The organism is Bacteroides sp. NSJ-48 (genome assembly GCF_014287405.1).
Classification (GTDB): domain Bacteria; phylum Bacteroidota; class Bacteroidia; order Bacteroidales; family Bacteroidaceae; genus Bacteroides; species Bacteroides stercoris.
Map to the genome: position 1 here is coordinate 22815 of NZ_JACOOD010000022.1, position 14706 is coordinate 37520.

Annotated in this window: 7 protein-coding genes; all 7 read left to right on the forward strand. The window is 46.5% G+C overall.

The window, feature by feature from the left end:
• The first annotated feature begins 69 nt into the window (after nucleotides 1–69).
• Nucleotides 70–3471, forward strand: coding sequence for a SusC/RagA family TonB-linked outer membrane protein (locus H8S52_RS11595; RefSeq protein ID WP_186909868.1), 3402 nt, complete (start codon nucleotides 70–72; stop codon nucleotides 3469–3471).
• A gap of 47 nt (nucleotides 3472–3518) precedes the next feature.
• A complete protein-coding gene (locus H8S52_RS11600) occupies nucleotides 3519–5351 on the forward strand; it encodes a SusD/RagB family nutrient-binding outer membrane lipoprotein (protein ID WP_186909869.1) in 1833 nt (610 codons plus the stop codon).
• 126 nt (nucleotides 5352–5477) lie between these two features.
• Entirely contained in the window at nucleotides 5478–6902 is a 1425-nt protein-coding gene (locus tag H8S52_RS11605) for a BT_3987 domain-containing protein (RefSeq protein ID WP_186909870.1), read from the forward strand.
• A 101-nt stretch (nucleotides 6903–7003) separates the two neighbouring features.
• Complete coding sequence (locus H8S52_RS11610) at nucleotides 7004–8014, forward strand: FecR family protein (RefSeq protein ID WP_224200111.1); 1011 nt, start codon at nucleotides 7004–7006, stop codon at nucleotides 8012–8014.
• A gap of 43 nt (nucleotides 8015–8057) precedes the next feature.
• On the forward strand, nucleotides 8058–10334 hold the full coding sequence (locus H8S52_RS11615) for a GH92 family glycosyl hydrolase (RefSeq protein ID WP_186909871.1): 2277 nt from the start codon (nucleotides 8058–8060) through the stop codon (nucleotides 10332–10334).
• A 47-nt stretch (nucleotides 10335–10381) separates the two neighbouring features.
• On the forward strand, nucleotides 10382–12385 hold the full coding sequence (locus H8S52_RS11620) for a glycoside hydrolase family 97 protein (RefSeq protein ID WP_186909872.1): 2004 nt from the start codon (nucleotides 10382–10384) through the stop codon (nucleotides 12383–12385).
• Nucleotides 12386–12410: 25 nt separating this feature from the next.
• Nucleotides 12411–14702, forward strand: coding sequence for a GH92 family glycosyl hydrolase (locus H8S52_RS11625; protein ID WP_186909873.1), 2292 nt, complete (start codon nucleotides 12411–12413; stop codon nucleotides 14700–14702).
• Nucleotides 14703–14706 lie beyond the last annotated feature (4 nt).

The following is a 14706-nucleotide window of genomic DNA, read 5'->3' on the forward strand; positions in this document are numbered from 1 at the left end:
TGGTTGTTATATTATCGTAGTGAAAAAATCTAATATAAAGTAATTAGTTTAATCTTAAAAGAGACAAGTATGAAAAACAAGTATTTGTGCAATTTTCAGAAATTGCTCCGTGCATTTCTTATTTTTGCCATGTTTGCAACCTCTTCTCAGATTGCGGCAGCTCAGCTGAATGTTGCTTTGTCAAATGCCCGTTTAGGGACTATGATAAAGCAGATCAAGGCGCAGTCCAAGTACCAATTTTTTTATGATGACAATCTGGCTTCCATTCCTGTACATGCAGTGAATTTGAAGAATGCTTCGTTGGAAACCGTTTTGGACAAGGCGCTCGAGGGAAAGGGTGTCAGCTATCGTATCGAAGACGGCGTGGTGTATCTTTCTAAAAAAGAAACGAGGACGGCAGTTGCCCAGGTAGCCCAGCAGGCAACTCACAAAGTTACGGGAACCGTTAAAGATACTACAGGCGAACCGCTGATTGGCGTAAGTATTCAGGAAGTGGGGACTTCCAACGGTACGATTACGGATATTGACGGTAATTATACGTTGAATGTTTCGGTTCCGTCGGCCAAATTGCGTTTCTCTTACATTGGCTATGAGGCGGTAGACATTGATGTAAACGGACAAGCCGCCATTAATGTAACGATGAAAGACGACTCGCAGTTATTGCAGGAGGTTGTGGTTACTGCCTTCGGTATCAAGCGCGAGAAGAAGATGCTGGGTTATGCGGTTCAGGAACTGAAGAGCGATGAACTGAATAAAACAGGCGACCCGTCGGTAACCAGCGCACTGCAAGGTAAGGTGGCAGGTCTTCAGATGAACGCCTCGGCAACCGGTTTGGGCGGTTCTACCAAAATCACCATTCGCGGTAACTCTTCCTTGAGCGACAACAACCAGCCGTTGTGGATTGTAGACGGTGTGCCGTTCAGCGATAACAACAACAGCGATGCTTCTTTCTATGAAGGTGTAGACCGTGGTGGCACAGCACTCGACATTAATCCGGACGACATTGAAAGTATTTCCGTGTTGAAAGGGCCTAATGCGGCTGCTCTTTACGGATCGCGTGCCGGTAACGGTGTTATCCTTGTAACAACCAAGAAAGGTTCAAAAAAAGCAGGTTTCGGTGTGCGTTATAGCGGTAATTTCACCTGGAGCAGTGTAGCGGAAACGCTGGAACAGCAAACCCGTTACGGTCAGGGACAAATTGGCGCGAATGGCGGTGCTGAATATACTACATCGGCATCGGGCAGCTGGGGACCTGTTCTTGACGGCAGCCAGCAAAAGGCTTGGAACGGTGAGACATACGCTTACTCCAAGTATGGCAATAAACTGGAGGATTACTTTGATACCGGTTTCTCTCAAAATCACAACGTATCTGTGAGCAACGGTACGGAAACTTCTCATTATCGTGCTTCTGTCGGTATTTCGGATAGCAAGGGCGTATTCCCCAATGAAAAACTGAACCGTGTGAATATCGACCTTAATGCCGGTACGGAACTGAATAAGTGGATGTCTATGGATGGTAAAATCTCTTTGAGCCGCACGAAGGCAACAGACCGTCCGCAATATGGTAACTACGGTGCAATCAATCAGTTGATGGGTATTCCTCATAATGTCCGCCTGGACGATTTGAAACAATATTCTACGGAGGACCGTGTACACAGCAACTGGTATGGCCCTACAGCCGGCATCCGTAACCCTTATTATGTACTGAACCAACGTCACAACAGCGATGAGCGCTGGCGTGCCTTCGGTTACTATGGAGCTAAAATCAACTTTACCGATTGGTTGCATCTTTCAGCCAAATATGCGTTCGACTACTATCGTACCCGTGTGGAGAATACCAATGGCGGTGACGGTATCAGCGGAGAATCTTTCCCCAGCCAGATTAAGGATGACAAGATGGATCGCGGTGAAGAGAACTTCTTTGAAAGCAATGCCGAAGTTGTATTGATGGGCGATCGCCAGTTGACTGATAACTTCCGTCTGGGCTTTACTGCCGGCGCCAACTTCATGTATCAGAAATTCGAGAACCTTACTGCCGGTGTGGGTAATATGCACACTAAAGGATTGTGGATGTTCAATGCTTCCAATCTGCTTCGTTCCGCTGCTAATGAAAAGCGTGAACGTGCCATGAATTCCGTGTTCGGTTCGGTACAGATGTCATGGAAGGAATATCTGTCACTCGATGTTACGGCCCGTAACGACTGGTCGTCTACTTTGCCAAAGGCAAACAACTCGTTCTTCTATCCCAGTGCCAACTTGAGTTTTGTTATCTCCGACTTTATGAAGAGCATCGACAAGCCGTTGCCGTCGTGGGTTACTTTTGCCAAGTTGCGTCTTTCCGCAGCTCAGGTGGGTAAGGATACGGAACCCTATCAGTTGATAAATACCTATGGTTATAAGTTCGACAACGGTATTCTGGTTCCGGATAAGAGCAATGTAAAGATGAATGACAATCTGAAACCGGAAATCGCTACCTCTTACGAGGCTGGTCTTGATATGAAATTCTTTAATAACCGTTTGGGCTTTGACTTCACTTACTATTATAGCAAGACTAAGAACCAGATTATGAAAGTGCCCGCAGCGGCTCCCTGGAGTGGCGGACAATGGGTAAATGCCGGTTTGATTACCAATCAGGGTGTGGAGTTGATGCTTTATTCTACAATTGTGGATACCAAAGACTTTACGTTCGATTTGAATGTGAACATTGCTCATAACGTATCTAAGGTGAAAGAATTGGCACCGGATGCTAATGTGAACTACCTGTTCTTTAACGGTGACAACAACTTCCCCGTTAACGTAGGTGCACGTGCCGGAGAAAAACTGGGTGAAATCTATGCTCAGAAACTGTACAAACGCGATGACAGCGGTAATATCATTATCGGTGAGAACGGTTTGCCCCAGACAATCAACGATGAGAAGGAACGCGTAAACAATCCTATCGGCAATATTCAGCCTGATTTGACTATGTCCGTATCGCCTACCTTTACTTATAAGGGAATTACCTTGTCGGCAATGTTCGATATGAAATTCGGTGGCGACATCCTTTCTTATTCCGAGATGGTGGCAGCAGGTAACGGTTTGGCAAAGCGTACCGAGAATCGCGGTGAGAAGGATAATTATATGATGGTGTTCCCCGGTGTAACCGAAAGCGGGCAACCCAATACTACCAAGATTACGGCAAGCCAGTATTATGGCGCGTTGCTGGCGGAAGATTTCTTGTACGATGCTTCGTTCATCAAATTGAAAGAGTTGTCAATCGGTTACAATTTCCCGACTAAACTGTTGAAAAAGACTCCGATTCAGTCGCTCAGCGTATCATTCGTGGCACGTAACCTTTGTTACCTGCTGAAACATACACCGGGTACAAGTCCGGAGGGCGGTTATGATACAACCATGTTCTCACAGGCCATCGACTATGCGGCGCTGCCTTATACCCGTACATTCGGTCTGTCTGTCAGCTTAGGTTTTTAAACTTGATAATGCAGTAGGAAACTTAAAAACTCAAATATTAAAATTATATGAAACTTAATTTATATAAATCCGTTGCTCTCTGCTCATTGCTGGCATTGGCCGGATGCCATGATTTTGAAGAAATGAATACCAATCCGAATGCACCTATCTATGACCCGTCGGTTATGGATTGCGGTCCGGAGGGTATTGATATTGATTATACCATTTCGGAGAGCGCTTTGGAAAGTTTGAAGGCTACGGAAAGTGCATTAGGCTCTATTTTCTTCAACTTTACTTATGAAGGTCTGTATAACGATTACCAGACTGCTACCAATCTGACTCATGATGTCTATGCGGCATATAATGGCTCGAACGGTTTCTTGAACAATTCACCGGCGTATGCTTATAATGACGGCTGGTCTGCTGCCCGTTGGAAGCATTTTTATGACGACCGTACGATTGCCGAGTACAGCCAGCTTATCAAGACTTTCTGGTTCTGCAACAAGGAGTATTATCACAATGCGTTCTATATAACCCGTATCTATTACGCTTTCCTGCTTTCGGCACAAACCGATACGTATGGTGATATTCCTATCCAGTATTATGTGAAAGGTGCGATGCCGCCTACGGAAAATGTTACTTATACTCCGCAGAAAGAAGTGTATGACATTATCTTTAAATTGCTTGACCAAGCCATTACGGAATTGCATAATCCACCTACTGTAGAGCAGTACTCTTTCAGTGCCGAGGATGACCGCATCTATGGAGGTAAGGTAGAGCCGTGGATTCGCTTCGCCAATACCTTGCGCTTACGTCTGGCTTTACGTGTAAGCAATGTTGCTCCGGAAGTCGCTCGGGAACAAGGAGAAAAAGCTTTGTCAGATCCTTCGGGCTTGATGAAAGGCCAGGAAGATAATATGAAACTGATTCCTAAACGTCAGTGGATAACCGGTGGCAATGAGAATATCTTTGCATTGATGTTCAGCTGGGGGGCAAGTTGCGTTTTACCGAAAGAGATGGAGTGGGCTTATAAAAATCAGGCTCTTAAAGAGGGTGTAGATACCAATGGCAGTGGCTTTGTTGAAAAGGTTGCCCGAAATGCAGATGAGGAAGGTACTATCTTTGGATTGGACGCTACCAAGTATAATGAAAAAGAAGCGAATTGCTATTTGGATCCCCGTTGCAAGGTACTGTTCTTCCGTCCTTCACCCTATGATCCGGGAATCAAGGACGATTATAAAGCAGAGGACCCCAATGCTGAATACGGCGGATACAGAAATGGGGCAAAAGAAGTCGGTTCTAAGTACACAGTGAAGTATTCACCTATGAAGACTAATCTGAAGAGCGATGAAATGCTTCCCGATTGTTGGTGGAATCAGGCTCGTGAAATTGTTTGGCTCGGTTACTCTGAATCTCTTTTCCTGAAAGCTGAGGCTGCATTGCGTGGTTGGGGCAATGAAACAGGAGCTGCGGTTGCCGGAAGATTGTATGAAGAAGGTGTACGTGCTTCTATGGACTATTATGGTATTGCTTCAGATAAAGCAGACGAATATATCAACCATTTGAAAGGTAAAGAGGCTTTCGGAGCAGGTGGTTCAAGAGAAGAACAACTGGAACAAATCATTACACAAAAGTGGCTGGCTGTCTATCCTAATGGTAACGAAGGTTGGGCTGAGGTTCGCCGCACAGATTATCCCCGTTATTTGTTGCTGCCGCGTTATGGCAACAACTCAAGCGGTGAGGTGGAGAATACCAAACTGATTAAGCGTGTAAGCTATCCGAACAGTGAATCCAGAAATCCGAACAAGCCTGCTTATACGCAAGGAACTAAAGTATGGTGGGATGTGGCAGATACGATGGATGAAACCGGTAAATGGAAAACACCGGATAACTTCAGATAATCCGTTTTAAGTTATGATAGGAAAACGGTGCATTGCCGTTTTCCTATATGGAAAACTAACCTAAGTATGATTGCGGATATCTCTCTTAGGTTAGTTTTTGTTTTTAATCTAAATGAATAATAATATATGAGATATATGAAAATAGGAACGCTTATATCGGCAGGTGTTTTAATGCTGTCATCAATGATATTGAATTCCGGTTGCTCCGAAGCAGGTAATGGCAGAAAACAGACTACGGAAAATCCCGGAGCGATTTTCGGGGAAGTGAAGTCTGCCGCCGGTGCCAAAATGTTGACTCCCATTGCGCTCAGAGGAGATAAAAAAGCTACGGGACATTTGTTTTTTGAATTGAGTGAACCGGCAGAACAGGAGGTTGCCGTTACTTTCAAACTGGATTCCAGGATATTGGATGCTTATAACCAGCTGAATGGTACGGGGTATACGATGTATCCGGCAGACAAGCTGCTACTGGAAAACAATGGCAACGTGGTTGTTGAAGCCGGTAAAAGTAAGTCTGCCACACTTGCACTGGATATACTGCCGGGTGGAACGGAAGGGGCTACCTATGCTGTGGCTGTATCGGCGGTAGCTACTGCGGGAACGGAAAAACATACGGACAACAAGGCCTTTATTTATTTGGTAAAACCGCTTGCAGCCATGCCGGAAGTCAATGCGGGACGCAAGGTAAAGAATTTATGTTATGTGGAAGTCAATCGTGAAAGTATGTTGAATGCGGGTGAGTACACGATGAAGAGCGATAAGTCTCCTTTCTTTGACATAGCCAGTGTATTTGCAGCCAATATTCGTTTGAGCGCGGATGATGTTCCTTATGTTTCTTGTAACGAGCAAACCAGATTTGTACTTGATAATATCGAGCAGACTGTACGCCCGTTACAGGCAAAAGGCATAAGAGTTCATCTCTCCATCTTGGGAGACCACACTGCTGCCGGTATGCGTAGTCTTTCGAAAGATGCCGCCCGCGCCTTTGCAAAGGATTTGAAAGCGTATATCGATATTTATGGATTTGACGGCATAGACTTTGATGATGAGTATTCCACCTATGCCACCGACCAGGCTGTGGAGCCCTATATTCCTTCGGATGCAGTAGCGCCAAGCATTGAAGAATGTACTTCGCAACGTTATGCCGATTTGGTATATGAAAGCCGTAAGTTAATGCCGGACAAGACAATAGGAATTTACTGGTATGCGGGATACGACTATCCGGTCGGTACGGTAGAAGGAAAAACAGTGGATGAATTGATTGACTATTCCATTTACGGATATTACGGTAAGTGGAAGGCCATTCCTGCCGATACGGTAAGCATAGCCAAACAATGCCCGTATGCTATTGAAGTTACTACAGCCAGAGGAGATGTAAAGATAGATGATGACTGCTTGAAAAACATCCGTCAGAACGGTTGGGGCTATTTTGCTGTTTACGATTTGAACAACGAACGTTCGTATGAAAAAGAATTCAGCCGTATATCCCGATTGTTGTACGACGATGAAGTAGAGTGGAGCGGAAAGCAGTATGAACGTACCGGGTGGTAACCGAAAGGTTGCCACTCCGATGTGCAAATAGGCATTTTCTCTTTAATTATCGGTCGGATTAGTAAGTGTTTTTAAAGATAGGATTGTTCTAATATTGTAACATGAACAGGAAAATGGGCAAATTGGATGAAAAAATAATAGTAAAGTTTTTAGCGGGTGAATGTTCGGAAGAGGAACTTCGCTCGTTGAATGTCTGGTTGGAGGAGTCGGAAGAGAATGCTCATGAATTATTTACATTAGAGGAACTGTACCATTTGGGAAAATCCGATGCGGCTTCTGAGGAAGCACTCCTTGCGAAGGCTGAAAAACAATTGTCGCAAAGGCTCGGAGAGGAGCGGAAGCGTAAGTTGAAGCGTACACTGTTTCACCGGTGGATGCAATATGCAGCTATTGCAGTCGGTGCTTTTTTTATAGGAGGTATGGGCTACTGGTTCTATCAGGCGGGTAGCCGTAGTTCCGAATCTTTGGTCACTGTTACGGCCAATGAAACCATAAAGGAGCTGATGCTTCCGGATGGAACCAAAGTATGGTTGAATAAAAACACGATTTTGCAGTATCCCCGTAATTTTGAAGGTGGCGAGAGACATGTGTATCTGAACGGAGAAGGTTTCTTTGATGTGAAGAGAAATACAGCCAAGCCATTTATCGTACAAAGCCATGCCATGCAAGTGAGGGTATTGGGAACAACCTTTAATTTGAAGTCCGGGGAAAACGGACAAAGGGCGGTAGCCACCTTATTGAAAGGTGAGGTAGAAGTAAAGGGCAATCATGGTGAAGGCATGATAGTGCTTTCGCCGGGGCAACAGGCCGAATTGGACGGAATGACCCGACGACTGACGGTGAAACCTGCAGAACCGGGTATAGAGGGCTGGCATGATACGGCATTCGATTTAAATCAGACGGACATACGTACGCTTTGCAAGATTTTGGAGAGAGCCTATAACGTGAAAATCATTATAGCACCGGATGTGGACATTGAAAGAACATATTCCGGACCGTTGAAGAAGAAAGAAAACGTAGCTGCCACATTGGATTTGATAAAGAATTCCATCGGTATCAAATACAAGGTAATAGGCGAAAACGTTTTTATATCTTCTTCCAAATCCAAATAGAACAGGCTTGTTTTGTTTATTGATAATCTGAAATTCAAATATTATGAAAAAACTTTTATTGGCATTTGCCTTTTTATGCTGTTTTACGAGCATAAAGGCTAAGGATTGGGTACAGTATGTAAATCCTTTGGTGGGCACTCAGTCCACATTCGAGCTTTCTACCGGAAACACCTATCCCGCCATTGCGCGTCCGTGGGGAATGAATTTTTGGACACCGCAAACCGGAAAAATGGGGGATGGCTGGCAATATGTCTATACGGCCAATAAAATCCGAGGCTTCAAGCAGACGCACCAGCCCAGTCCATGGATAAACGATTACGGGCAATTCTCCATTATGCCTGTTACCGGGCAACCTGTTTTCGATGAGGACAAACGTGCAAGCTGGTTCTCGCATAAAGGTGAGGTTGCGTTGCCGCATTATTATAAGGTATATCTGGCGGAGCACGATGTGGTGACGGAGTTTACTCCTACCGAACGTGCCGTGCTGTTCCGTTTCACATTTCCGGAAAATGAACATTCCTATGTCGTGGTAGATGCTTTCGACCGCGGTTCCTATATCAGGATTGTACCGGAAAAGAACCGGATCATCGGATATTCCACCCGTAACAGCGGCGGTGTACCGCAGAATTTCAGAAACTACTTTATTGTAGAGTTCGACAAACCTTTTACATATACCGCTTCTGTTAAAGACAGTGTAATTCAGGAATCGCAGAAAGAGCAGCAAGCTGCCCATGCAGGTGCGATTATCGGATTTAAGACGAAGAAAGGCGAGATTGTGCATGCCCGTGTTGCTTCTTCTTTTGTCAGCTACGAACAGGCTGAGCGGAACTTGCTCGAATTGGGTGCGGACAGTTTTGACACGCTGGTGCAGAAAGGACGTGATGCTTGGAACAATGTGTTGGGCAAGATTGAAGTGGAGGGCGGAAACCTCGACCAATACCGCACTTTCTATTCCTGCCTGTACCGCTCGCTGCTTTTCCCACGTGCTTTTTACGAGTTGGACAAGCAGGGTGCTCCCATTCACTACAGCCCCTATAATGGGGAAGTGCTTCCCGGCTATATGTACACCGATACGGGTTTCTGGGATACATTCCGTTGTCTGTTTCCTTTCCTTAATCTGATGTATCCGTCGGTAAACAGGGAAATTCAGGAGGGACTTGTCAATGCTTACAAGGAAAGTGGTTTCTTTCCCGAATGGGCGAGTCCGGGACACCGTGGCTGCATGATCGGCAATAATTCGGCTTCCGTTTTGGTCGATGCCTATTTGAAGGGTGTTAAGGTAGAAGATGTAAAGACTATGTATGAAGGGTTGCTTTACGGGACGGAGCATGTACATCCGGAAATATCATCTACCGGACGTTTGGGCTATGAATATTACAACAAGTTGGGATATGTTCCTTATGATGTGAAGATTAACGAGAATGCCGCCCGTACGCTGGAATATGCTTATGACGACTGGTGCATCTATAAGCTTGCCAAAGCTTTGAACCGTCCGAAAAAGGAGCAGGAGTTGTTTGCAAAGCGTGCCATGAACTACCGTAATATTTTCGATAAGGAAAGTCTGTTGATGCGCGGGCGTAATAAAGACGGTAAGTTCCAGACACCGTTCTCACCGTTGAAGTGGGGGGATGCCTTTACCGAAGGAAACAGTTGGCACTACTCCTGGTCGGTATTCCACGACCCGCAAGGATTGGTCGATCTGATGGGGGGCGAAAAGGTATTTGCCAATATGCTCGATTCCGTATTCATTGTTCCGCCTGTATTCGATGATAGCTACTACGGACAAGTCATCCATGAAATACGCGAAATGACTGTAATGAATATGGGCAATTACGCACATGGCAACCAGCCTATACAGCACATGATTTATCTCTATAACTACATCGGACAACCCTGGAAAGCGCAATATTGGCTGCGTCAGGTGATGAACCGCATGTACACACCCGGTCCGGACGGTTATTGCGGGGATGAAGACAACGGGCAGACTTCGGCATGGTATGTATTCTCCGCATTAGGCTTCTATCCGGTTTGTCCGGGTACGGACGAATATGTATTGGGCGCTCCCTTGTTCAAGAAAGCCGTTCTGCATTTTGAAAACGGAAACTCGCTGACGATCGATGCCGGAAACAACAGTGCGCAGAATGTCTATATACAGTCTCTTCAGGTCGACGGAAATGAATATACCAAAAACTACCTGCGCCACGGAGACTTGCTGAAAGGCGGTACGCTGAAATTCGAAATGGGCGATAAGCCCAATCTGCAGCGAGGTGTCCGTGCGGAAGATTATCCGTATTCGTTTTCTAAGGAAAAGCGTAGGTAGCTGCATGTTTTTGTACCATTACACAGTAAAAAAAATACCGGAAAAACATGAAAACAATATTATGGACTGTCAGTCTGCTGTTTGTAATATGCGGGTGCACTCCCAAACCGACAGAAGTCGTTTCGCCTGATGGTCATATCCGCCTTCAGTTCGCATTGGATGACCACAACCGCATGACGTATCGGATAGATGTGGATGATACGGCTTTTGTAACCCCTTCTGCTTTGGGATTCCTTGCCGGAAAGGGTGTGAATCTTTCGGAAGGTATGAAAGTTGTCGGTACGGAGTTTTCCGCTGCGGACGAGACATGGACACAACCTTGGGGAGAGAATAAGAGTATCCGTAACCATTATAATGAAATGGCGGTTTGTCTGTCTGATGAGGCGGATACGAAACTGACCCTTCGTTTTCGGGTATTTGACGACGGAGTCGGTTTCCGGTACGAGTATGAAGTTGCCGGAGTAGACAGCATCTTTGTTACGGACGAACTTACCTCTTTCAATATGGCGCAGGATGGAATTTCCTGGTCTATTCCTGCCAACTACGAAACATATGAGCTGTTATATCGTACACAGCCGCTGAGCAAGACTGATAACGCAAACACTCCGATGACCTTTAAGGTAGGTAAGACTTACGCCAGTATTCACGAAGCCGCATTGACGGACTTTCCTGAAATGACTTTGCAAAATACCGGAGGCTGCGGATTCAAATCCGAGTTGGCTCCATGGCCCGACGGCATTAAGGCTAAGATAGAAGGCGGCAGTTTCAATACGCCCTGGCGCACTGTACAGATAGCTTCGAAAGCTGTGGGATTGATAAATTCAGCACTTATCCTGAACTTAAACGAACCCTGCGTTTTGGAGTCTACCGACTGGATTCGCCCGATGAAGTATGTAGGTATATGGTGGGGCATGCATCTGGGTGTGGAGAGCTGGGTGATAAACGACCGCCACGGCGCCACTACCGAAAATGCAAAACGTTATATTGATTTTGCCGCAGCCAACAACATCGAAGCCGTTATGTTCGAAGGCTGGAATGAAGGTTGGGAGAACTGGGGCGGAACGCAGAACTTCGATTATACCAAACCGTATGCCGATTTCGATATAAAGGAGATAGCAGCCTATGCCCGGAAGAAGGGTGTTGAGATTATCGGTCATCATGAAACGGGAGGAAATATCTGTAATTACGAAAATCAGTTGGATAAGGCTTATGAATGGTATGCCGATTTGGGTATCCATAGCGTAAAGACCGGGTATGCCGGTGGTCTTCCCAACGGTCACAACCACCACGGACAGTTCAATGTGCGGCATTATCGCAATGTCGTGAAAACGGCTGCCAAGTATCGTACTACCCTCGATGTGCATGAGCCGATAAAGGATACCGGTATACGTCGTACCTATCCCAACATGATGACCCGCGAAGGCGCCCGCGGCATGGAGTGGAATGCCTGGAGCGAAGGTAATCCGCCGGAACATCATGTGATGTTGCCGTTTACCCGTTTGCTGGGTGGTCCGATGGACTATACGCCGGGTATCTTTGATGTGCTGTACAAGCGTGCCAAAAACAATCCCGACCGGAAAAAGTGGAATATGAAAGACAGTAAGGACTGCCGTATCAATACCACGCTTGCCAAGCAGATAGCCAATTGGGTGATACTTTACTCTCCTTTGCAGATGGCTGCCGACATGATTGAAAACTATGAAGGCCATCCCGCTTTCCGTTTCTTCCGTGATTTTGATGCAGACTGTGACTGGTCGGAGGCGCTTGCCGGCGAACCGGGTGAATACGTGGCAATAGTACGTAAGGCAAAAGATAAATATTTTCTGGGGGCGGCAACCGATGAAGAGGCGCGCAGCATAGATGTGAAACTGGATTTTCTGGAAAAAGGAAAAACTTATGCAGCCGTTATCTATGCCGACGGAAAAGATGCCGATTGGGAGACCAATCCGGAATCTTACGAAATCATAGAGAAACAGGTGACGTCCGATGATACCCTGACCATTGTCATGGCAAAAGGTGGGGGACAGGCTGTCAGCTTTATGCCGATTTGATAATCCTAATGTAATACCAAAGAATATGAAAACAAACTTGAAATCTAATTCCATATTGCTGGGCGGACTCCTGTTGCTGGGTACTGTCTTTAGCTGTACGCAGGCAGAGCAGGACTATGCCTCTTATGTAAATCCCTTTATTGGGACAGGCGGACATGGACATACATATCCGGGTGCGGTTGTTCCGAACGGGATGATTCAACCCAGTCCCGATACACGCATCTACGAATGGGACGCTTGTTCCGGATACTATTACGAGGATACTACCATCAACGGTTTCTCGCATACCCATGTCAGCGGAACAGGATGTGCGGACTACGGTGATGTACTGCTGATGCCTACTGTTGGGAAACAGGAGTATCATCCGATGGGGGCGAAGAGTCAGCAAATGGCGTACTGTTCGGCTTTCTCGCACGATAATGAAGTGGCGCAACCCGGATATTATTCCGTCTTGCTGGAACGCTATAACGTAAAGGCGGAACTCACTGCGACAAAGCGTGCCGCCATTCACCGTTATACCTTTCCGGAAGCCGAAGATGCCGGTTTCATTCTGGACTTTGATTACAGTATCGAGCGTCAGACAAATGAGGAAATGAAAATAGAAGTAATCAGTGATACCGAAATCCGCGGACATAAAAAAACGGTATATTGGGCATTCGACCAGTATATCAACTTCTATGCCAAGTTCTCCAAGCCGTTTACCTATACATTGGTGACGGATTCTGTGGCATTGGAAGAAGGCGGTCCGCTTTTGCCCACTGCCAAAGTACTGTTGCAGTTCCCTACGGCACAGAATGAAGAGGTATTGGTGAAAGTGGGTGTTTCGGCTGTCGATATGGACGGAGCGCGTAAGAATGTGGAGGCCGAAATACCCGGATGGGATTTTGACGGAGTGCGGAGTGCAGCACGTCAGGCATGGAATGACTATCTGTCCAAAATAGATATCCGTACGCAGAATGCCGACCAGCGCACGATGTTTTATACAGCCCTTTATCACACCGGTTTGCAGCCCAATCTCTTTACGGATGCCGACGGACGTTATTTCGGTATGGATTTGAAGCCGCATCAGGGCAGTGTGGACGAACCTGTGTACACGATATTCTCCTTGTGGGATACTTTCCGTGCTTATCATCCTTTGATGACAATTATAGATCCTGAACAGAATGAAGCCTTTATCCGCTCTTTGATCCAGAAAGAGAAAGAAGGCGGTGTATTCCCGATGTGGGAACTTGCCGGCAACTATACGGGAACGATGATTGGTTACCATGCAGCTTCTCTGATTGCCGACTCTTACGCCAAAGGATATCGTAATTTTGATGTGAAGGAAGCCTACCGTGCCTGTCTCCGCACGGCGGAATACGATACGACGGGCATTATTACTCACCCCCGTGTATTGCTGCATTTGATGCCGCAGGCCAAATACTGGAAGAATAAAATAGGCTATGTTCCCTGTGACAAAGACAATGAATCGGTAGCCAAGGCCTTGGAATATGCTTATGACGACTGGTGCATCTCACAGTTGGCTGAAGCAATGGGCGATGAACCGAACCGGACTAAGTACGCGGCTTTTGCAGAGGGCTATAAGGTATATTTCGATCCGTCTACCCGTTTCATGCGCGGGCTCGACAGCGAGGGCAATTGGCGTACGCCTTTCAATCCTCGTGCTTCCACTCACCGCAACGATGATTATTGTGAAGGCACTGCCTGGCAATGGACTTGGTTCGTGCCGCACGATGTAGATGGTCTGGTGGAACTCATGGGTGGCCGTGACGCATTCATCGGTAAGCTCGATTCTCTGTTCGTGGCAGATTCTTCCTTGGAGGGCGAGTCGGTATCGGTAGATATTTCCGGACTGATAGGACAGTATGCGCACGGTAACGAGCCGAGCCACCATATTGCTCACCTTTATAACTATGTGGGACAGCCGTACAAGACACAGGCGTTGGTGGACAGTGTGCTGCATACGCTTTACTTCAACGAGCCCAATGGCCTTTCCGGCAATGAAGACTGCGGACAGATGTCGGCATGGTACGTGCTTAATGCTATGGGATTTTACCAGGTTTGCCCCGGAAAACCGGTGTATTCCATCGGGCGTCCGCTGTTTGATGAGGCCGCCATCCGTTTGCAGAATGGCAACACCTTTACCATTATAGCTCATAATAACAGTCGTGACAATAAGTATGTCCGGAAGATTATCCTGAACGGGGAAGAACTTGCCGCTCCTTTCTTCAACCATCAAGACATCGTAGACGGCGGTACGCTGGAGCTGACTATGGGAGCGGAGCCGCTGATGCCGGATAATGAGTTACGGAAATAGAAAG